At 56.1% G+C, this 20,162-nt stretch carries 17 protein-coding genes and 5 pseudogenes; 6 read left to right on the forward strand and 16 right to left on the reverse strand.

Annotation, left to right across the window (positions count from 1 at the left end; genetic code table 11):
• The first annotated feature begins 6 nt into the window (after window positions 1–6).
• From KG698_RS15650 to KG698_RS15920, 4 genes are all read left to right on the forward strand, one after another.
• Window positions 7–141 carry a hypothetical protein gene (locus tag KG698_RS15650; protein ID WP_300983940.1) on the forward strand — a complete coding sequence of 45 codons (135 nt, stop codon included), beginning with the start codon at window positions 7–9 and terminating at the stop codon, window positions 139–141.
• A gap of 245 nt (window positions 142–386) precedes the next feature.
• The gene (locus KG698_RS15655) at window positions 387–512 is read left to right on the forward strand and encodes a hypothetical protein (RefSeq protein ID WP_300983942.1); all 126 of its coding nucleotides are present in this window, start codon (window positions 387–389) and stop codon (window positions 510–512) included.
• Window positions 512–841 (forward strand): hypothetical protein, encoded by a 330-nt coding sequence (locus tag KG698_RS15660; RefSeq protein WP_300983944.1) that lies wholly within the window; start codon window positions 512–514, stop codon window positions 839–841. Before KG698_RS15655 ends, KG698_RS15660 begins: the two co-directional genes overlap by 1 nt.
• A 930-nt stretch (window positions 842–1,771) precedes the next feature.
• Complete coding sequence (locus KG698_RS15920; RefSeq protein WP_213685994.1) at window positions 1,772–2,173, forward strand: plasmid partitioning protein RepB C-terminal domain-containing protein; 402 nt, start codon at window positions 1,772–1,774, stop codon at window positions 2,171–2,173.
• A gap of 1,139 nt (window positions 2,174–3,312) precedes the next feature.
• Here KG698_RS15920 and KG698_RS12970 read toward each other — a convergent pair.
• The 3 genes and pseudogenes from KG698_RS12970 to KG698_RS12975 all read right to left on the reverse strand — a co-directional run.
• The gene (locus KG698_RS12970; RefSeq protein WP_213685995.1) at window positions 3,313–3,624 is read right to left on the reverse strand and encodes a transposase; all 312 of its coding nucleotides are present in this window, start codon (window positions 3,622–3,624) and stop codon (window positions 3,313–3,315) included.
• A 65-nt stretch (window positions 3,625–3,689) separates the two neighbouring features.
• Entirely contained in the window at window positions 3,690–3,824 is a 135-nt protein-coding gene (locus tag KG698_RS15665; protein WP_300983946.1) for a hypothetical protein, read from the reverse strand.
• Window positions 3,825–4,028: 204 nt separating this feature from the next.
• Window positions 4,029–4,241, reverse strand: a pseudogene (locus KG698_RS12975) (transposase); the annotation flags it as partial.
• 167 nt (window positions 4,242–4,408) lie between these two features.
• Between KG698_RS12975 and KG698_RS15925 the strand changes: the two are divergent.
• Window positions 4,409–4,549: a hypothetical protein gene (locus KG698_RS15925; protein ID WP_213685996.1), complete on the forward strand. Its 141-nt coding sequence runs from the start codon at window positions 4,409–4,411 to the stop codon at window positions 4,547–4,549.
• Window positions 4,550–4,967: 418 nt separating this feature from the next.
• Here the strand turns inward: KG698_RS15925 and KG698_RS12985 are convergent, their stop codons facing one another.
• The 8 genes and pseudogenes from KG698_RS12985 to KG698_RS15700 all read right to left on the reverse strand — a co-directional run bounded on the left by KG698_RS12985 (window position 4,968) and on the right by KG698_RS15700 (window position 12,527).
• Entirely contained in the window at window positions 4,968–5,306 is a 339-nt protein-coding gene (locus KG698_RS12985) for a hypothetical protein (protein WP_213685997.1), read from the reverse strand.
• Between the two features lie 725 nt (window positions 5,307–6,031).
• Window positions 6,032–6,211, reverse strand: coding sequence for an ATP-binding cassette domain-containing protein (locus KG698_RS15675; protein ID WP_300983948.1), 180 nt, complete (start codon window positions 6,209–6,211; stop codon window positions 6,032–6,034).
• Between the two features lie 116 nt (window positions 6,212–6,327).
• Window positions 6,328–7,314 (reverse strand): annotated as a pseudogene (locus tag KG698_RS15680) (ABC transporter permease); the annotation flags it as partial.
• A gap of 424 nt (window positions 7,315–7,738) precedes the next feature.
• On the reverse strand, window positions 7,739–7,864 hold the full coding sequence (locus tag KG698_RS15685) for a hypothetical protein (RefSeq protein ID WP_300983950.1): 126 nt from the start codon (window positions 7,862–7,864) through the stop codon (window positions 7,739–7,741).
• 1,252 nt (window positions 7,865–9,116) lie between these two features.
• Window positions 9,117–9,632: pseudogene (locus tag KG698_RS15690) on the reverse strand (ATP-binding protein); the annotation flags it as partial.
• 109 nt (window positions 9,633–9,741) lie between these two features.
• Window positions 9,742–9,831 (reverse strand): annotated as a pseudogene (locus tag KG698_RS15695) (AAA family ATPase); the annotation flags it as partial.
• Window positions 9,832–9,978: 147 nt separating this feature from the next.
• Window positions 9,979–11,531: pseudogene (gene istA, locus KG698_RS13010) on the reverse strand (IS21 family transposase).
• A gap of 483 nt (window positions 11,532–12,014) precedes the next feature.
• The gene (locus tag KG698_RS15700) at window positions 12,015–12,527 is read right to left on the reverse strand and encodes an HGGxSTG domain-containing protein (protein WP_367114100.1); all 513 of its coding nucleotides are present in this window, start codon (window positions 12,525–12,527) and stop codon (window positions 12,015–12,017) included.
• Between the two features lie 915 nt (window positions 12,528–13,442).
• Here KG698_RS15700 and KG698_RS13015 point away from each other — a divergent pair.
• The gene (locus KG698_RS13015) at window positions 13,443–14,159 is read left to right on the forward strand and encodes a hypothetical protein (RefSeq protein WP_213685999.1); all 717 of its coding nucleotides are present in this window, start codon (window positions 13,443–13,445) and stop codon (window positions 14,157–14,159) included.
• 1,295 nt (window positions 14,160–15,454) lie between these two features.
• Here the strand turns inward: KG698_RS13015 and KG698_RS13020 are convergent.
• The 5 genes from KG698_RS13020 to KG698_RS13040 form a co-directional block, all read right to left on the reverse strand.
• Window positions 15,455–15,931, reverse strand: coding sequence for a copper chaperone PCu(A)C (locus tag KG698_RS13020; protein ID WP_213686000.1), 477 nt, complete (start codon window positions 15,929–15,931; stop codon window positions 15,455–15,457).
• Window positions 15,932–15,948: 17 nt separating this feature from the next.
• Complete coding sequence (locus KG698_RS13025; protein ID WP_213686001.1) at window positions 15,949–17,268, reverse strand: FtsX-like permease family protein; 1,320 nt, start codon at window positions 17,266–17,268, stop codon at window positions 15,949–15,951.
• A complete protein-coding gene (locus tag KG698_RS13030; RefSeq protein ID WP_213686006.1) occupies window positions 17,261–17,971 on the reverse strand; it encodes an ABC transporter ATP-binding protein in 711 nt (236 codons plus the stop codon). The genes KG698_RS13025 and KG698_RS13030 overlap by 8 nt, the downstream gene beginning before the upstream one ends.
• A gap of 1 nt (window position 17,972) precedes the next feature.
• Complete coding sequence (locus tag KG698_RS15705) at window positions 17,973–18,176, reverse strand: hypothetical protein (RefSeq protein WP_300983955.1); 204 nt, start codon at window positions 18,174–18,176, stop codon at window positions 17,973–17,975.
• A 400-nt stretch (window positions 18,177–18,576) separates the two neighbouring features.
• Window positions 18,577–20,070, reverse strand: coding sequence for an alkaline phosphatase (locus KG698_RS13040; protein ID WP_213686003.1), 1,494 nt, complete (start codon window positions 20,068–20,070; stop codon window positions 18,577–18,579).
• Window positions 20,071–20,162 lie beyond the last annotated feature (92 nt).

The following is a 20,162-nucleotide window of genomic DNA, read 5'->3' on the forward strand; positions in this document are numbered from 1 at the left end:
GACAACGTGCCGTCGTCCAGCGCCTTCCGTAACCGCTTTGGCAGCTTGCTGCGCGCCTACCAGATGATCGGCTACGAGCCAGAGCGCGACTATCGCTACGTCGAGATTAACAGGGTGTTACGGCAGGCCGCAGCATCGTAGCCCAGATCCTTGACGGTATCGGCGAACGCGGCAGCCAGGCTGTCCAAGATCCAGACACCGACCTGATCCGCATCAACGACGAGTTCACAGCGTCGGTGGTGTTGGCTGCCCATTTCCGAGACGCAGGGCGGCTCCCTGCGATGGCGCATCCGCCTCGATACTGGCCTGGTGCCCGACATCACGATTGCCGTGCGGATGGACGCGTTGAACGAAGCGCCGCGCGATTGTACCTGCCGAGTATTGATATGACCACGGCCAGACTGAAACTTGCCGAGCAGAACGGGCTGTCCCTGGATACCTATCGCTTTGACACGCTCGACTATTTTTATGGAGCTCTCCTTGGCCGGGCCCGGATCACGGAGGCCGCCTGATGCCAGATGACATGAACATTGCACAGAAACACGTCACTCTCATCCCCACCGACCACGTCATCCTCAATCCCCGTGTGCGCAACCGGCGCAATTTCGAGGAAATGGTCGAAAACATTGCAAAGATCGGACTGAAACGACCAATCACCGTGGCGCAGCGCGCGGGTCAGACCCTGCGGAATATGGTCGTCTGCGGTAAGGTCGGCTCGAGGCGTTCATGGAGCTTCCAGCGGGATGCCATCCGGCCATCATCATCGACGCCGATGAGGCATTTGCCTTGTCATGAGCGCCGTGGAAAACTGTGCGTCGCCAGCACAGCCCCATCGACCTGATGCGCGAAATCGGCAACCTGAAACGCGGCTAATGATCGCCAGATCGCTAACAAGATCAGCGATACGCCAGACTATGTCGGCATGATCGCGGGGCTTCTGGCGCGCGGGAAGAACGGCTGGTCTCGGCCATTGAAACCGACCTTTGCCGCCTCGCCATCGACATTTCAAAGACTGATGCCAAGGGGCGGGCAACGCCTGATGGACGCCTACACCCAGAAAAAGCTGCGCGGTAAGGGGTGGCCGCCGTGCGCCATTCTCATCCAACAAAGGGATGCGCAAGGCCCGCGCCCTTCACCGAAACAACTATAGTAGAAGCAACGGCGCTAAACGGCCTTTGACCAGCGACGCCCTCATTGCGCGCCTACCAACAAACAGAACGCCAAAGGTGCTGATCAAGAAGGCCAGCGACTGACGCAGGAAGCGCCTGATGTTCGTCGTGGAGGCGTTTCGGCGGTTGTTGCGTGACGATGATCACTTCCTGACGCTCTTGCGTGCGGAAGGAGCTGGACACATTGCCAACCCTATCTCGGGCAATCCCTTGGAACCAGGGCAGCGGAATGAGCCGGGGCAAGCGCAAATCCCAAGACGCGGTCACGCTCGGCTTTGAAAGCGATTGTGTCACTGTGCCAGTTGCGGCCATCCTGCCAGTGCGGCACACTCGGCATCGGTCAAATCCAGCCGCAAGTATCGTCAGATCACCGCATCCATCAGGAAGTGATGGGCTAGTCAGGCCGCCGGTCGTCACGCGATCCCCGGGTGGGAAGACACCTATATGCTGCTCGATGGGCATATCCGCATCGAGGTGTTGAAGGATCTCGGCTTTTCCAAGAAAGGTCGAATGTCTGATCTCCACGGACGACGAGGCCTTCACATACAACAAGCGGATCGACGCCTTGCGCCCATCCAGGAGCACAAGATGATCCGCAAACGGTGAGCCTGGGGTCTCGAGGAAAAGATCGCGCTGGCGCTCGACGCAATCCGCGCAGCATTATTGCGCAAGGCCAAAGCTCCCTAGACGGGATCTGCGAAGAAGCCGTCAGCATCCTGAAGGACAAACACTGCGCGACCGCCGTGTTCGAAACCCTACGCAAGATGAAAGCAATGCGCCAGATCGAAGACGGCCGAACTGATGATGAACGCAAACAATTATTCTCCAAATGCATCTCCGCGATCCTTGCCGGAACGCCCCAAGCACAGCTGGTGGACACCAAGCCCAAGAAGATGAGGCATCACCCCCGAGGCCATGGCCCGCATGGAGCACGAGCTGGCCCGGCTGCAGGAGAATTATCACTTCGATCCAAGACTCCTACGGCCAAGACCACCTGCAGCTGACTGTCATCAAAGGGGTATCTGGAAATTGCTCAGGTACGCCCGGATCCTCCGTTACCTGATGCAGCATCGGCCGGAGTTTCTGACAGAATTTCAAGCAATCACCGAGATGGCCTCCGCCCCGCCGCCCGAAGCGGAGTAGCCAAGGCGGCCCAGAACTGATGGGGACCCGACAAGCGCGGGGACCGCAGGAACGCCGCACTGTGGGGCGGATCGAGCGCCCCGGCGGTGGGGATGGCGGCGAACCAGCTCCGGAGCCCACCAGGTCGGCCGAGATTTCGCCGACCGCGTGGCCGCTACATGTGGTCCCGATCTTTGCAGGCGTGCCGGTGGTTGGTGCGGCCCGGTACGCCTGCTTAACTTCCCAATATTGCCCCTTTGAGTTGTGCACAACCTGGCCTTTAGTTTTCATCTACGGCATGTACTCGGATCCCAGCCGATTTGAAGGGAGAGATATTACGCTGAGTTTCAGAAAAGCAGATCATCGGTGTGCTGCAGGAGCAAGAGGTGAGATCGAGTGTCGTGTGCACCTTCGAAATTGCTGACTGAAGGTCACACCGTCGGCGGTTTACGGCCGGTTCATCGTCCGCCATTTCTGTCAATCGCTTGTTCACGGAAATACTAGCGCTGTTACGCTTATGTCGTGATGTTGATTGATGAAGCTGGATGGGTGGGTTCGACACGCCGACGGCATAATGAGGACTGTCGCGACTTGAAGGTTAATATGCCCACTGTCGGCTGGATCCGTGAAGATGACCTTGACGCCTTTTATGAAGGCACCGAAGGACGCCAGACCCGACTCTGCCGAGTGAGCCAAGCTTTTTCTTGCCCCTTTTGCGCATCCGGTATTCTCAAGTCAGTCCGAATTCCACGACCATGTTTACTCAAGCACCGCGTCAACGACCGTTTTCATGCTACGAGGTCGAGAACCGAGCGCCAATGGTGTTGTTCGATCCAGCATTAATTTTATCTGATATTGCGATCGCAAACACGAACCATGCGTTTGTGTTGACAGACGAGCCCATACTAGGTCTCCACTGACCAGCTCAAAGAAATAATGGCCAAGGCAGAAGCAAGCGGGTGCTGCTTGAATTCAGGCACGTTGCAGTTAATTGGCCTCATATCCTGCTGCTTTGAAGAAGTTATAACTTATTCCTCTTCTGAGAACAGGTCGCAAACACGTCCGACGGCTTGCCAGAGGTTATCGTATCATTCCAGGCCGCGGCTTTTCTGATCAGTGCTTTGAGTTTCGAGAACGCCATTTCAATTGGGTTCAGATCGGGACTGTAGGGCGGCAGGAACAGGAACCATGCGCCAATCTCGCGCAGGGTGCCCGGGCCACCAGAGGGGGTCTTGTGACTGGACAGGTTGTCGAGAATGACGACATCGCCTGCCCGCAATGTTGGAGACCCCAGTTGTGTCGCTACATATCGATCAAACATTTCGCCGTTCATTGCCCCCATCCGATGACCAAAGGGCCCGCATCCAGCCGGTTATGCCGGAGGGCGCCGACAAATGTTTAGGTGCGCCAGTGCCCAAACGGTGCATGATCGATCAAACGCTGCCCGCGCGGTGCCCAGCCGGTCGTCTTAGCCATATTAGTTTTGACTGAAGTTTCATCGATGAAGGCCAGCCTTTCCAGATGGTTGGCCATGAAGGGCCTGACGTTTCGTGATCAGATATTGCGCAGGTCGGCAACATCCTTGCGCTTCTGCTCAAGCGCCTGCAGGTCTTTTTATGCGTCAATCGAGCCACGCAGAACCCGCCACACGGTGCCGCGATGAACGTCGATGCCGTGGGCCTCGGCCAGCCCCAGCAGTTTTATACAGTGCATCTTTGTTTCGAAACGGCTTCGTCAGTGGTATCCACTCCAGATTTCGCCAGATCGCACGGCCGAGATATTTCGGCGGCCGTAGGGCCTCGTTTCTAGCGACAGCACCAGCGATGACGGTCTTCCACGGCTTCGCGTTCTTGCCAGGCGGTATGACGGCATTTGCGCCGCGGTCAGCGATCGCGTCATGGTACTTTCGGGTATCATAAGCGCCGTCAGCGAAGTGACGCTGCCGATCTCGTAGTTCGAGCGGACTGCGGTGGCGGCATGTCGCTACCTGATCGAGCGGATCAATAAGGAATACGTCGCCACTTCAAATTAACGCTTCAACAGGCTTGTGCGGTTTCGCCCTGATTTCCAAAGCAAACATTGGACCAAATCTGTTCTACCAAAATCCGAACTGTTTCGTGGCTGATCTCGATGCCGCGTTCGTGCAGAAAGATCACTCCACGTTCGAAGCGAAACCAAACATGCACCATCGGCAAACCGATCAACTCAGAACTGCTTTTGAAGTAGCGAAGTGGGATGCGTTTTATCATCCACCGTAGCTGAAGGGATGCCCTGCCCGCCTTAACCGGTTTGCTCTGGCAGCGGCGTTTTGACCCATTCGTCCGGCGAATAGACCGTCAGGATCATAATGGACGTGCTCGGCAGAATTATCATCTGCCAACATAGTCAACGCGACAACCAGTCTCAGCCGAAAGAGTCCTGAGGCTTTGTGCGTCGTTCAGTTCTAGACTGCCACATCATGCCCCGGAAAGGACGGGTTATGAGCCATATCGAAACCCATCCGCCCCAAACCAACAAACCCAACGCGCATGTCAGGAAGACTATCTGCGGCAGTGATTCCTGAAATTGCCTGAATAAGGTTATCTTCCGTTACTTCTTCCAAACGTGAACGTCCGCATAACCTTGCCCGCAAACATCGCGACGATCTTGTCACTAACGCAGAGGACTTCGCGCATTTCAGAGCTGACGACGATCACAGCATAGCCTTGCGCTGCCAACTCGCGGATCAGGTTGTGAATTTCGACCGAACCAACGTCGATACCGCGCGTCGGTTCGATCGACGATCAGTACCTTGGGATGCATCGATAGCCATTTTGCATTGACAATCTTTTGCTGGTTTCCGCCCGACAGATTGCCGCTGACAGATTGTTTCCAGCTCGGTGTCCGAATATCCAGCTTTTTCCCGGTACTGGTCGAAAATGGCGATTTCTGCCCCTTCAGCGACAAAAGGGCCTGCGGTGAGATCACCAACCTGCGGCAGGTCATGTTGTCGCGGCAGTTCACATGCCAAAACAAGACCCTGGCCTTTGCGATCCTCAGGGAACCAGCGAGATACCTTTGGAAATCGCATCGGCAGGCGAGGAAATTTTGACCTCTTCGCCGTCAAAAGTATTCTACCGCTGCTTGGGTTGCGCATACCAAAAAAGCGTTTTCGACGAATTTCGGTGCGCCAGCCCCAACCAACCCATAGAAACCCAACACCTCGCCACGACGTACTTCAAAACAGACGTCCTTGAAGAGCATGCCGCAGGACGGGTACAAACTTCCAACGCGACATCGCCCAATGTGCTCAACTTTACTGCGACAAATCAGTGCGCGGCCAATCATCAATTGTGTGACCTCGTCTTCGTTGGTCTGTCTTGTCTCTAGCGTGCCCCGATACGACCGTCCGCAGAACACTTATACGGTCGGTAATCTTAAATATCTCCTCCATCCGGTGCGAGATATAAATGATCCCAACGCCTTGCGATTGCAGATCAGCTATAACTTCAAACAACACGACTTTCTCGGCATCGGTTAGCGATACGGTCAGTTCATCAAAAGATCACGGCCTTTGCATCAACCGTCAAAGCACGCGATTTCAACCATTTGCTGATTGGCAATAGACAGGTCCCCGACACGGGTCTTTACGTTGAACCCACTTTGAGCTTTGCCAAAATCGCGTCAGTTCTTGCGTAAAGCTTGGCCCAATCCAACCCGCCCGAATGACAGGCAGGGCAACTCGCCTTAGATAGATGTTTTCAGCCACGGTCAATTCTTCGAGGCTGAGTTGATGAATAAACACGATGCCTTAGTTTTGCTTGCAATGGCGATGTCATCACCGTTGGCACTTCGTTGAGCGATAATCTGGCCTTGATCGGTTGATAAATACCACCCAGAACTTTCATCAAGGTCGATTTTCCAGCACCGTTCTCACCCATCAAAGCGTGGACCTCCCAGGCATCACCGAAAAAAGACACACCGTCAATGCGCGTACCCCAGGGAACGTTTTAACAGTACCTTCGAGCCGCAAGGCTGGGGCTTGATCGGTCATATCTTCCAACTCCTCTTTGCCTTTTACGTTCAACTGACGATCAGAATCCAGCACTGCCGCGAAATAAGATCAAACCGATCACAAGGTTCACTGTTTCGGTATTATCAGCACCGATGTGGCCCAACCTTGCGCAGAAGCTGGATCGCCAGAACCTACGCCAATGTGGATAAGATGCAGACCCGCACCGCCGTTCGGCTTAGTGCCTCAGGACCACGGCCGTGATTACCCAAAGTTCATACAGTTGGCCATCATTGGGATTGACCGACCCACTTTCAGATAAAACACTACAGCCGACAGGGCTGCTAGAAACCGATAATCATAAATTGATCACCATATGCGGGCCACGCGGATACCTGCGTTGACGGCGGCTTCCGATTGTTACCGATGGCATAGGCATTGCGGCCATGCACCGTACGCGTCATCACATACCATATGATCAAGGTCACAACCGCAGAAACCACATCGCCGTATGAGGGCCAAGAAACTGCGTCTCGGCAAAATCAACGAGGTCCAGTTGAGATGTGAGGTCGGGTTTCGCCATTGTACATGAACACAAGCCGCGAAACCCCAGCATGGAACCCAGTGTCACAATAGAAATGCGTCAACGCCTGTGCTGAAACAATCACGCCGTTGATCGCCCCAAGAACGACACCGTATGAGCAAGGCAAGACCCCAAGCCACCGGAATGACCCAATCCCCGAAGCCCGCAAAGATCGACCATGTACTATCGCAGATCACCGCAGACAGGGCGAAAATCAGCTCCTACGCTGAGGTCAATATTGCCGTTGATCTGATGACGGTCATCCCAATCGCGATGATGCCGATCGGTGCAGATTGTTTGAGCAGCAACCAGCATATTGTCGACGTCCATAAACGCCTTATCTGACAGGACAGAAATTCACCTGCCACGCTGAAAGATCAACTCTAGCACGATAAATCCCCAAATCGCGGCTTATTCTTCATAAACTTGGACAGTTTTGCGACTTCCATGTGCTTCACCCCCTAAGCTATATTTGACCACAGTTTGCCGCGTTTGGCCTGTCAGGCCAGACAGCAAGGATGATAATGACCCAAGTCACAACGTATTGGACATAGAATTGCAGACCCACAAGCAGCAGACCGTTCACAGATAAACCAAGGATCAGAACGCCTATGACAGTTTGAAAATGGTACCGGAACCGCCCGAAGCGACGCGCTCCGCCAGGATCACCGCTGCCAGAACATCAAGCTCTAGCCCCTGCCCCACAGTGTTCTGCGATCCCAAGAGCGACTTGCCTGCATAGGCCCAGCTGTAGCAACACAACCTGCCGACATAATGTAGCACAAGGAATACAATGCGTGCGCGGCGGATGCCCGAAAGGTGGCCTGCAGTCGTTACCACCCACAGCATACACTTTGCAGCCGAACAGCGTCTTCATAACCTGATCCCAACAAATGCGGCGAGCCCAACAAAAATATCAAGATTGGGACAGGAATGCCAAGCGCTGTTCCTTCGACCAAGACCTTCAACCACGTTGCCTTCTTTGTCGGCGATATCCATGTTTTGACCACCTGAATAGGTCGAGTGTCAGCCCGTGGATCGCCGACAACATACCCAAGGTTACGATCGAAATTCAGTTTAAGGTAGCCAACCAAGAACCCGATAAACGCGCCCAGGCCTAACGTCATGGCAAACATTGCCGGAATGGCAAGGCTGGTCCAATCTTGTCATGCCGACCCAACACGACAATGGTTGAAAACGACATCATCGACCCAACCGACAAGTCGAGATTTCCGCTGATCACCACAAAGGTAACACCAAGCGCCATTACCCCAAGGATTGCAGATGAACGGACCACGCCCATCACGTTTTCAGGGCTGAGAAACCGTCGTTCGCGATCGTGAACCCGATGATAAACAGGGCAAAAGCAATCAAATGCCTTGCCTTGCCAAAAGTCGTCCGATGTCTGACTTTGACATGCTTGCCATTTTCCTCCACGGGGTGATCCCCGCTAATGAAACTCATTCGTCAGACCAGCGTCATTCCACCGTCGATCATGACGATTTGGCCAGTCATATAGTCTAACTGTCTTTTGACTGAAGTGGGATAGCGATGGGGTTCCAGAGGTTCCAGCTGCGTGATCGGATCTTAGCTATGGAACACTCGAAGGAGCTGCGTGGTCAGCGCGCCTTTGGCTCTTTGCCTGCCTGTACACGTATGCACGGGCGTACAGGCTTATTGTCCGAAGTTCATTCGCGAGCAGCTGCCTGAAGATCAGCACGCTGGCGTACAGCTGGAGCCATTTTGGCGCTCCGCGAGCCCAGCGTGTTCGAAGTCTCAGCACTTATCGTGGCAAGTCGCACCGCTGTTGGCCCTGTTCAGGTCGAAGACACTGCAGCTGTACTCTCTGGAAAGATTATTTCTGCGCTCCCTGCTGAAGAGAAATGGTACCCAGCAGCGAAAGGTACGATTCGATGGCGCAAGATCCGTCTGCCGGATGGATCATGAAGCATGTTGAGCATCGGATCCAACGGTCGAAGCGGTACGCGCTGCGATCACGGAAGATAGCTTAGAGCAGGCTCTTGGCCGTGGGCGCAATGTGCGGCGTTCAAAAAAACAGACCGCTGGTCGAATATGTCATTGACTACAACCCCGACCAACCGTCCTGTAGACGGATCTTTTTTTCTCAGCCCAGAATTTAAGGCTGCAACGGGGTGGGTAGGCGCTTTCCTCGAAACGGTGTGGTTTGAGGGGATAAGGGCATTAAGGCGGGGTCCTGTGCGGATTTCAGAAATACCGGACAGCGATTTCACTAAGTCGCGGACAGCCGTTTCGGTAGTCGGACACTTGGTCGGCGGCTGGTCACTGCGTTGCTGTCATTCGTCTGTGGTGATGGTTTCGGAGTTTGGGCTTGGGTCAATCCTTGGGCTTGGCTTTTTCGGCGCATGCTGTCGCCCCCAGGTTCGACGCGATGGGCATTGTGTATGATGCGGTCAAGGATCGCGTCAGCAATGGTGGGTTCGCCGATCATCTGGTGCCAGCCTGAGACGGGCAGCTGCGCGGTGATGATGGTTGATCGGCATTGATATCGTTCCTCGAACAGCTCCAGCAGATCGAGGCGCTGCTGATCTGTCGAACATTGGGTGCCCCAGTCATCAAAACGAGGAGCTGGACGCGCGCAAGCTTGTCGATCAGTTTTGGAAAGCGTCCATCGAGCGGGCTGTGGCCAGATCTTCAAGAGGCGCGGCATGCGGGCATAGGCCCTGGAATAATCCATGCGGGCCCTTGATGGGCGAATGCAGGCGAGCCAGGTTTTGCCGGTGCCTGTTTGGCCGGTAAAATGATCTGTTCATGGGCCTTGAGCCACCCACCTGACCCAATGACAGGATCTGTCGGCGATCAAGGCCACGGGTGGCGGTAAATCTGATGTCTTCAATGCAGGCATTGGGAAAGCGCATCTTTGCATTCACAGGCCTGTTGGCAAATCGCTTGTCAGCACGATGGGCAACCTCGCGATCAAGCATCATACCCAGCCATTCATTGCGGTTCAGCGCCTCGCCGGGGTCACCTGCTCGGCCAAGGCGCGCGAAAGGCGGCAACCATGCCGTTCAGGCCAAAGACTGGCCATTTGATCAAGGGTGGGATGTGTCAGCATCGTTTTGTCCTTTCTGCTGTTACTGGTAATAGGCGGCGCTACGAATGTTGTCGTGACGCGGGATTGGGCGTGATCGTAGCCGGATCGATGGCGCGGCTTTGTCAAGCCAGTGACCAGGATCGACTTGACCGGACATAGCTGACAGTGTTGTGGGTCAGCGCCCGGTCGCAGGCGGCCCAACCTGTCTTTGTAAATCTGCGCTCAAGGCTCAGAACTGAGGGATGAGCGATAACCTTGTTCGGATAGGGTCGGTCGCGCATCAGACGCTCGACAAGGACAGCGACGTGGTAGCCCACGCGGCCCGCGCGGATGATCAGGTATTCCGGGGTCATGCCACCATGCCGCTGATGCGCCTTGGGCATGTGTTCTTCACGGTGGAGTGGCCGCCGCGTGTGCCACGGCGCGTGTGAACAGCAACGCGAGCGTGATTGTGGAAGACCTCGACCATACGATGCGTCAGCCGGATATCGACCTTCTTGCCAATCAGGCGATGAGGCACCGAATAAAAGCTGTGAAGCACATCGACATGGTAATCGGCATGCACCTTGGCCTGTTTCCATTCGGCATATTCAAACGGTTCAGGGGGAAGATCGCGCAGCGCGGGGCGTTCGATATCCTCGAACAGCTCCCGCCGTGACCGGCCAATCCGCCGCATCGGGCGATGTCGTTCATCTCGGCCAGCAATTCCGCAATGGTGATGTTGAGCGCTGCATGACCGAGAAGAACTGCATGTTGCGCAGCCGGGCCAATATCCAGCGCTCGATAATCAGCACAGCGCCTTCGACCTTGCCTTTATCTCTGGGCTTGCGCGGCGCGTAGGTGACCAGCACGGTCGTGTCATAATGCGTCGCCATATCGGCGAAGGTCTGGGTGATCGCAGGCTCGAACCAGAGCGGCTTCACAACAGCAGCTTTAAGATTGTCGCAGACAATCGCCTTGGAGCACGCCGCGAAGAACTTCAGCGCGCGGACCTGTGCCTCAATCCAGTCTGGCAGCGTCTGGGTCAGGCTGGCCCAAGCAAAGGTGTAGTTTGATGCACCCAACACAGCGACAAAGATCTGCGCCCTGATGCACCGCCCCGTGGCCGGGTCTGTGACCGGGATCGTATGTCCGGCGTAATCGGTCTGCATGACCGCGCCTGCTTCGTGCCGGTTGCGGAAGCTCAGATAGTGCGGTTCTCGAAGGCCCGGAACTGTTCGCAAACCACGTGTAGCCGTAGCCATCAGGATGCCGCCCGATATTCCTGCCACAGCGGACCGCCTCTCTTGCGCTTCAGTTCGGTGGAAACCTTGGCCCAGTCCGGGTTCATGCAGATCGCGGGCTGGAACCCCAGCCCATTCGCTGGAAAAGTGCGGCTTCTAGCGTGGTGTCATTATCGCGTTCGGATGGCGGCGGCCAGCAGTTCCAGCCCGGCCTCTCGCGCACAGAAGCAGATATGTCGCCACCGTCGTCTTGCTGAGCTTGAGCCGAAGTCCGATCTCTCGCACCGAAAGACCCTGTTCATGTGTCCAGCCTTAAAATCGTTCGTATGTCTTGCACGGTCATTCGCCTCGCTTGCTTGCGTCGTGGCATACTTCCCTCCAGTCTCCAAGACCGACAGAGTGCCGCGACATCGCTGGCAATGATCAACCGTCAAACCGCCCATAGCTGTCGGGACTTACTGAAATCGCTGTCCGCGACTTACTGAAATGCCTGTCCGGGACTTTCCATCGCTGTCGGGACTTACTGAAACCCGCAGTCCTGCACGCGCTTGCGCGCGCAATCCAGCGCTCAAAGGCCGGAATCCCTATATATACCTCTTATTGGTAATCCGGCCTTTGAGGGCCAGATGCCGCCGCCGATTGGCGCAAGAAACAGGCTGACGCAACCCCGAGATCGGCGCCCTCACCCGCGAGATTGACAAGGCCCTAGGTGCGAGGGGCCGAGCGTCGAGATGTTGTGCGCCCACTACCCTCTCCATGACTTTGTACCAGTGCAAGCCAAGGTCCGAGGTTCACGGTACTTTGCTCAGGTTTAATATTGCGCACTGGCGAGGGACAGACCGCTGTCGAGGCGCTAAGCGCGCTCCTTGGACCTGTGGCTGATGAATTGGAAGTGGGGCTGGTTCAAAGGCTTAAACTGGTCCTTCCAATCACGATCCAGCAGACCTTCTGACACAGCCCAACGCTCAATTTCTTTAGCTCCGCACGGATCTCGCGCCCGACCTGCGCCCGCCGCTTGGCCTCTGCGCGGGCCTCTTTCGTCAACCGTCCATGCGTCGTCTGCGCGGCCGCGATCCGAGCACGTCCCTCCTCGGTCCGAGGTCCGGTCGACTTCACCTCCGTGATTTCGGCAGCGGGATCGACCCTTCATCGAGGCCTTTTTGCATGGCTCACCCGACCGGGTCTTTGCGCCACAACGTACTCCGGGCCAATCGGGCCCAAAGCGCGTGACGATGCCGATTGTATTGCCCTTCCGAAACTTCATTTTAACCCCATCATGAGTGTTATGATATAACATTATTTGCGGTGGCAGTCGAGGGCCTAGTTCCAAGAACCGCGGTCTGCGACCCAACCACAGAGCCATCATCAGCACGGAAGATCAAGGATCGTGGAAAGCATCAACGAGAGCCACCGACGCCTTACGCACAAACACTTGACCCGTCGGCTTCACCAAGAGAACTTACGACTAAGTTGTAAGTTGAGAGAATATGGGCAACGGTGTAGCTACCAAGGATGGTGCGGTCGATCGCTGCAAAACAGAAGGCAGGTGCGAGATGGCCCAGAGAATTGAACCTCCTTTGCGATCACCCAAAACCGAACATCCCTCTCAATTGTCCCGTAAGCTGCATCAAGAAGCCCCTACTACACCCCCTACACGCCAAAACAGAAATACGTTCCGATCCCCTAAAAAAATTACCTTTATCGTTTTTTTTGTTGTTGTAGGTTTTATATTATATTTAAGATCGTCTCTTAATGAGCCCAACTTTGCATGGGCACAAGATATAATGGTGGAAACCGCTGCCACATTTACCTCGCTCAAGAGTAGTGCTCAGACTGCTTTTGTGGGATTTAAGGAAGCAGCGCTTACAATCAATACTCCACAAGAAAACCGCACGAGCCAATCTGAGTGGATAAATGAAGCAAAACGTACCTTTTTTCAATTGTCAGCATCAGACCGAACGCGCATCCAAAAATGGCTTGCAAACAATTATGGATATAATGGAGCGCTCGATGGACTGTGGGGACCTCGCACAGAGGCAAGCCTTTTGCTTGTACGCAACGTACATAACGATGTTGATCGTTTATTTATGACTGCTTTTCGAGAGACGCCTGCGATTAGGCAAGTCAGTAGGCCGCCCGTCCAAAGTGGCAGCCCAGCCAATCCCCAACAAGATCTACAAAACCGCATCATCCAACTGCGGTCAGCTTGCAGTATTTCGCCCAGAGGGTCCGTTGGTGAAAGATTGGTCGATCAACAGCTTTACATCTTAACAGGCGAGCGATGCGCGCGACCACCCCTAGTTTTTCAACCTATCGCACCAATCCAACCGAACGTGCCAACGCGGTGCACAACGCGACCGCGTTGGAGTCATATGGCTCCAAGCATAACAAATTTAGAGATTTATTGCCAATGAAGCTCGCCGACAAGTTCGTGTATGTCCTAATATTTTGGTCAGCCATAGCTCAGATTACCCAAGCGGATACAATGAACGAATTGTGTCCATCTCCTCCAAAAGCGCAGCGTTGCACATCAGTCAATTTTGAAAGTGGTTTACCCAATGAGTACTATCAAGAAACACTGCGGTCTGTCGCCAACTTAGTTATAGAGGATTTTATTTTTTACCTTACGCAGTCACACGGTCCGTTTAGCGATGGCAAATCCCCAACCATTGACTATTCTGTGAGCTTCTTCTCCTCCTCGCTTGAGACAAAAAACCATGGAAATGTTGTATTTGTTGTCGTAAGTTCACCAACTTCAATAAAGCCTTTTGGGATTAATGCAGTAATGAGTGACGGGAGTATTTCAAGAATAGATATCTCGTTTGGTTATAGTGAATATGCATTATTGGAGGAAAAAATAATCTCTTTTTCTGTACAAAGATCGTTTTTCGGGCGTAGTGCAATCAACAAAAATTCGGTAATTTTAGCTTGTCATGGCTCTGATGCATCATGCCCAAATGGATATCCGTTTTACATGGTGTCGTCTGTTGCATGCTAATGGTTCAATGCTTCAGGGGATTGGGTAAAAATCCGATAGACTGGGATCCGAGTTGCAAGGTCCTCGGTCCATGATCCGATTGCCTCAGCGCGAAGGTCCCCAGTCACCAGTCCCCGTTACACGGGCAGGGAATGTGGGCCAAGGCATCGCAGTGCTCGGCACGCGCAGCCCGCACCTCGGTCCTCAGGCCTTGTTGAGCTGCGTTGCAACGACACCGCGGGGCAGTTCGGGTAGATGGTGACGACTTGTATGCCAACAACAAGCCCGAACGAAAAAGTAGCCAACAGAATTTGGCGACCAAACAAGATAGGTGCTTGCTTACAGCAAGGGGGTCAAAAAGGCGGGTGGGGGTCCGGCTGGCGTCGTTTTCATGGGGATGGAAAGGCTCCAATTACCCCCGTTGCGTTGGTGGGTTGGTGGCAAATATAGGCTATGTTCGCGGGTGGTGCGCGCGATTTCCTAGAAGGACCGAGGGCCGAGAAACAATGGCCGCGTGCCGCGCCGTCCCCCGCCGCGATCCTGATCCGCGGACCACAGTAATCTAACCTAGAACCCCGCATCCTGCCCCCCCCTGGTGCTTGCCTGATCTGCATTTGTGTTATATTATAACACTCGTGTGGGGCCGCAGCACTCACCCCCCCCCCTCTCAAGCGGATATCGAAGTCCTCGGTCCATGATCCGACGGCCCCCCGGGCCAAGGTTCGAGGGGCCACGGTCCTTGGAACTTGATCAGGCCAACGGCTGAGGGTTGGCGACGGCGCATGGAGGCCGGCGAGTTCGGCACCGTTCGGGATTTGGCCATCGCCGTAAACCTCGCAGAGCGCCATGTTAGCAGGCAGCTAAGGTTGGCATATCTGGCGCCCGAGGTGCTGAAGCGGCTAACCTGCAGGCGCGAGGCGTCCGCGATCAGCCTGTATGATCTTTGCTTTCTGGTAGGGGAACCGTGGGGCGAGCAGGTTGGGCAGGCACTTGTCCGCTAGCCGTTACAGCATGCACCACGATGAATTAGCGAGCACCCACTTGGAAGGCCCGCGTTTGCATCGTCGAAGGATTGAGGGCACGATTAGCCCTATGGATCAGGCTTGAAGATGGCTACGAGCCCTATAGTGAGCGACTGCGCCCGACCGGCCCGCAACACCCAAACTACGCCTTGACATGCCATCGAAGGACATGTCGCTACGCATCTTCGCGCGAATAGACCTCCTATCCAACGAGGCGGCAGACACTGCGTGCGGCACATTTCTCTTCCATTTAACCCGACAGCATAGGGCGATGTCCCGGCAAGGATCACGAGGTTAATGGTTATGACCCGCGTGGCCATGTGCAGTGGCATTCTTGTCCTCGACTTCGACATGCACGTCCAGACGTAGGTCGCCGAACAAGACCTCGATTTCGATCTCGTCGCCTTCAACCAAGGATGCGGAGAGACCGGAAATTCGGAGGGCAACGCCTCTGGGTGCTAGGTCAAGATTACCACCCGCGGCGATCGGCATCGCGGGCAGGACCTGCCAAGCTTCGACGCCGTCGGTATATGTGAAGCCGACCAGTTCGACCGTCATCCCGTCCGGTGCTTCTGCACCGCTTAGGGTCACGAGACCGTCCGATCCGTTCTCGATCTCCATATAAATCATTGCATCCGGGCCCGAAGTGGCGGGCATCCACGCATGAACAATTCGCAACCCGTCGATTTCAGTCAGATGCTTGTGGTCGTCTTGGGCAAGCAGAGGTGTTGCAGCAAAAGCAAGCGAAATGGTGGCAGCGAGAAAACGCATGTCAAACTCCGATGATCTCAGTTGCGTAGGTCAGTGAGCAACGGGCGGCGGGTGGCCGCCCATGCGGGTATCAGGGCAAGCAGCAGGGTCAGGCTGAAAAAGCCCGCAACAAGGTGGACTTCGGTCCATGTGACGCTTGCTGTCACGAACACATCGGTCCGGGCTGTGACGATGCGCGAAAAGCCAAACGCGAACAGCCAGCCCAGCATCAAACCGATCAGTGCGCCGCCTGAAATCAGGCTGGCGCTATAGCTCCAGACGACGGCAAAGATGAAGCGCCGTGTCGCCCCGATTGCTCGCAAGAGAGCGAGGCCGCGCGCAAAGATGCGGGTGAGGATCATCAACCCGGCCAAGATCGACACGGTGACCAACACCTGCGTCACCACGGCCAGCATCGACATCGCCTCACGAACGTCACGCATGAGGCCGTGCAGTTGCGCTAGAACTGCGCCTGGAAAGAAGGCCATCATGTCGGGCCGGGAGTAGCGCGACTGGAGCGCATAATTGCCCCAGAGGGCATCGGCACGGACAAGAATGGCCGGTGTTCCGGGAAAGTAGGCGGCATCGAAAGGTGCGCCGATCCGGTCGCCCTCATCCAATGCATGGCCATTGGCAAGACCATGAACCTCCCAGACACCTTCGATCGGAACAAGAATTGCGCGATCCCATGGGCTTCCTGTCGGGGCCATACGGCCGGTGACGGTATAAACCGAACCTGCGTGCGCATCCGCCTCGGCGGCGGGGCCATGTCCATGGGCGGGCGTGAAGCTCACTCCTGTGGCAACCGGCGCAAAGGCGCCGGCAACTGCCTCTGCCGAGGTCGCGAACATCCGGCCTTCTACGACGTCGCCTGCCAGATGGGTTACGAACTCAGCCGTTGTCCCGATCACCGGGGCTCCTTGGTAACTGTCGCCAAAGGCGATCGGCGCGGCAAGTGCCACATCTGGATCGGACGCAACTTCAACATATTGGGCGCCAGTGAGCAGCGGCACGTCAGAAGGTTGCAAATAGACGGCGGCGAGCATCATGGTGATCTCGCTACCCGGTGCCGCAATGATCAGATCGAAAGCTCCGGCTGCGCGGGCGCTGCCCTGCCGCAGGCCGCGCTCCTGCGCCGTCAGGCCTACGCCGATGGCGACCGAGATCGCTATCAGCGCGACGAAGACCATGTTAGCGGTGCTGAAGCGGCGCAACATGGCCCGCACCAACCTCCCGGGCGCGTAGCCGCGCAAAACGATGGCGCCGGTCGCCAGCGCCGGCAGTAGCAAAAGCACCGTTGTCGCGACATCCTGCACACCGGCGGGCAGTCCAAACCAGATATCCGCAAGCCTATCCATGAGCGTCTCCGACGACCTTGCCCTCGGCCATGGTCAACGTGCGGTCCATGCGCTCTGCCAGTCCCGCATCATGCGTCACGGCGATCAGTGTCCGACCAGCACCTTTCGCAAGCCCGACGAGATCGTCAATCAGCCGGTCGGCGCTGGCCCGATCCAGACTGGCCGTCGGTTCATCCGCGAGGATGATCGCAGGTTCACCCGACAGCGCACGAGCGACAGCGATGCGCTGCCGTTCGCCACCCGAAAAGCTGTCGGTCTTGCGCAATCCTGCCCGTCCTAGACCGAGCCGGTCAAGCCAGTGGACCGCCTGCCGCCGCCGTGCTGCACGCTCAGCACGAGGCGCAAAGGCAGCGGCGAGGGAAGCATTATCAATCACGTCCAACTCCTCGAACAACAGGAAGTCTTGAAAGATCAGTCCGACGTTCTCGCGGCGGAACCGAGCGCGGGCGGCTTCGTCAAGTTGCGCAATATCAGTTTTGCCCCAAACCACTCTTCCAGCCCTCGGCTGCACCAAACCGGACAATGCATACAACAAGGAGGATTTGCCGGCCCCAGATGGACCACGGATCGCAAGAGAGCTTCCGGCTGCCAACGTAAGGCTGTGGAGACCGACGAGTTGCCGACCATCGGGAGCTCGAACGTCGAGGTCGGTCACGGCCAGATCAAGCCCGGCTAGATCACGCTCAACTTGATCAGCATCCATATCAGCCACGCGCGTAGGTCGCATCGACAAGCCGGACCTTCGAGTAAAATCCCAATTCCGGGTCAACGTAATCGCCAAGTTCCAACACACCCGTGGTCAACATTGGCGCGTTGAACGGCAGGACGTTTACGATCCGCTTTGTATAGACGGCAAGGATGTCATCGGGCCATGGCGTGCCGGGTTCGCAGAACGGACAAACGGCCATCGGCATTTTGGTCAACACGAAAAAGTGCGACTCGGCCCTCAGTGGGGGGGCCATGAAACCCGCAATCGTGATACGTGCGCCCTCGTTTGCGAGTGCCACGTTGGAAAAGCTCATGTCGCGGTTGTAGAGATCGCGCAACCGAAGTGGCTCGTCTTGCGCGTGGAGTTGTGCCGGAAAGGTAACCGCCACTGGCAACGCAGAAATGAGAGACAGAAGGTGGCGCCGCGTTGGCTTTTGCATCGAATCCTCCTTTAGTTTTTAAGTAGCGAAATTATTTAACAATCACGTGACACGCGACTGGCCAAACGTTACCGCGGGCGGAACAATGACCGCCTGAAAGCAGCCGAAACAGACACGGGCCCCACATTACGCGGAGCCCGGCTTTGCTTGTTAGATCAGCTTATTCGGTAGTCATAGCATGATGCATGACGTGGAAGATCACGTTCTGCTCGATCGTGCCGCCAATCAGGTGCGCGAAGGGGCCATGCGCATAGACGGCAACGTCAGAGCCCGCATGGGTTTCCGACGACATCGGCACCAGCGCCTGCTGGAGGTAGTCGGGGTCCATCGCCTCTTCGTTGGTCACGGAAGGACGCGATCCAAAGTACTCACCGCCGGCCTGTGCGGTCAGGACAGAGCCGGCACCGTTCAGATAGCCTGCCACTGTATAAGGCTTGCCGTCGGCCGCAAGATTTGCCTCTCCAGTGTGCTCAACGCCGTTGTTGTTGATCTTCATGCAAAGACCGGTGATGTCGGACCCACGGCCGCAATAGCCGTTGAACGTGATCGCATGTTCATGATCGGCGGTAACGATGATCAGCGTCTCGCTGGCATCCGTCATATCCATCGCCATCTGTACGGCCTCGGCAAAAGCAACGCCGTCAGTCAGAACACGGTGCAGGTTTCCACCGTGGTTGGCATGGTCGACGCGGCCAGCCTCGATCGACAGGAAATAACCTTCTTCATTGGCCGACAGACGCTCGATCGCGGCTGCAGTCATTTCGGCCAGAGATGGCTCGCCGGTGCGGTCGAATTCGTACATCATGTGCGAGGCTTCGAAAAGGCCGAGGATCGGGCCATTGCCACCTGTAGCAAGGGCGTCAAAGCCTTCGTCGTTCCAGACATACTGGCCGCCAAGCGCTTCGATCTCTGCGATCAGGTTGCGGCCATCGGTCCGGCGGCCTTCTTTGCCTTCGTCATCCACGAAACCGGTTGGCAGGAAGTTGTTACGCCCGCCACCCATGGCAAGATCAATGAGGCCATTGCTCATCGCGTCAAACAGCTGTGCGGCGATGTCCTTTTGCGTGTCGCAGCCTTCGGGCAGCGCGCTGTCGTTTTCCCAATTGCGATGGACCGTCACAGCATAAGAGGCTGCAGGGGTTGCGTGGGTGATCCGCGCGGTCGAGATGACACCGACCGACTTGCCCATACCGTCCGCGATTTGCGCCAGGGTGGTCAGTTCGTTGCCCGGAAGAGCGGCACAATCGCCGACATTCACACTGCCGTCGACGTTGATCATCGTGTTCTTGCTTTTTACGCCGGTGACCATCGCCGACGCGGTCGGGGCCGAGTCAGGGGTCTGGCCATTGACTGTATAGGTCTTGACCAGCGCCATATGGGGGAAAGTTTCATAGGGCAGCACGTGATCGTCGCCCAGACCGCCAGCCTGCTGGCCCGCGAACAGACGGATGGCGTAGTTGGTGTTGACGCCGTTGCCATCCGCATTGAGCAAGATGACGTTGCGGGCGCGGTTGGTATTGGGCTGCAAAGCCAGCCGCTCTTCAAGCGTGGCCTGTCCCGCGACGAACCAGTCGCTGTTCGCTTGGGCGATGTCCTGCGCCGCGGCGCCAGTAGCCGTCATTGCGGCAACGATCGCAAGTCCAGAAATCTTCATGGGTAGAGCTCCTCTAGGTGTGATTCTGCACGCGCTACGCTATGCAGCGACGGAAACAATTTGATGACGCAGTCGAGAAAGCTGCGTGCAAT

The sequence above is a fragment of the Roseicyclus sp. genome, from assembly GCF_018402035.1.
Taxonomy (GTDB): domain Bacteria; phylum Pseudomonadota; class Alphaproteobacteria; order Rhodobacterales; family Rhodobacteraceae; genus Roseicyclus.

Bases quoted from the DNA above. Each gene is read 5' to 3' on its own strand.
- KG698_RS13040 (WP_213686003.1), bottom strand. From the start codon at position 20,070: ATGAAGATTTCTGGACTTGCGATCGTTGCCGCAATGACGGCTACTGGC.
- KG698_RS15660 (WP_300983944.1), top strand. From the start codon at position 512: ATGCCAGATGACATGAACATTGCACAGAAACACGTCACTCTCATCCCC.
- KG698_RS15705 (WP_300983955.1), bottom strand. From the start codon at position 18,176: ATGGCCGTTTGTCCGTTCTGCGAACCCGGCACGCCATGGCCCGATGAC.
- KG698_RS15675 (WP_300983948.1), bottom strand. From the start codon at position 6,211: ATGGGTGAGAACGGTGCTGGAAAATCGACCTTGATGAAAGTTCTGGGT.
- KG698_RS13020 (WP_213686000.1), bottom strand. From the start codon at position 15,931: ATGCGTTTTCTCGCTGCCACCATTTCGCTTGCTTTTGCTGCAACACCT.
- KG698_RS12970 (WP_213685995.1), bottom strand. From the start codon at position 3,624: ATGAACGGCGAAATGTTTGATCGATATGTAGCGACACAACTGGGGTCT.
- KG698_RS13015 (WP_213685999.1), top strand. From the start codon at position 13,443: ATGCGCGCGACCACCCCTAGTTTTTCAACCTATCGCACCAATCCAACC.
- KG698_RS15655 (WP_300983942.1), top strand. From the start codon at position 387: ATGACCACGGCCAGACTGAAACTTGCCGAGCAGAACGGGCTGTCCCTG.
- KG698_RS13030 (WP_213686006.1), bottom strand. From the start codon at position 17,971: ATGGATGCTGATCAAGTTGAGCGTGATCTAGCCGGGCTTGATCTGGCC.
- KG698_RS15700 (WP_367114100.1), bottom strand. From the start codon at position 12,527: ATGATGGCTCTGTGGTTGGGTCGCAGACCGCGGTTCTTGGAACTAGGC.
- KG698_RS15685 (WP_300983950.1), bottom strand. From the start codon at position 7,864: ATGGATATCGCCGACAAAGAAGGCAACGTGGTTGAAGGTCTTGGTCGA.
- KG698_RS15665 (WP_300983946.1), bottom strand. From the start codon at position 3,824: ATGGCCAACCATCTGGAAAGGCTGGCCTTCATCGATGAAACTTCAGTC.
- KG698_RS13025 (WP_213686001.1), bottom strand. From the start codon at position 17,268: ATGGATAGGCTTGCGGATATCTGGTTTGGACTGCCCGCCGGTGTGCAG.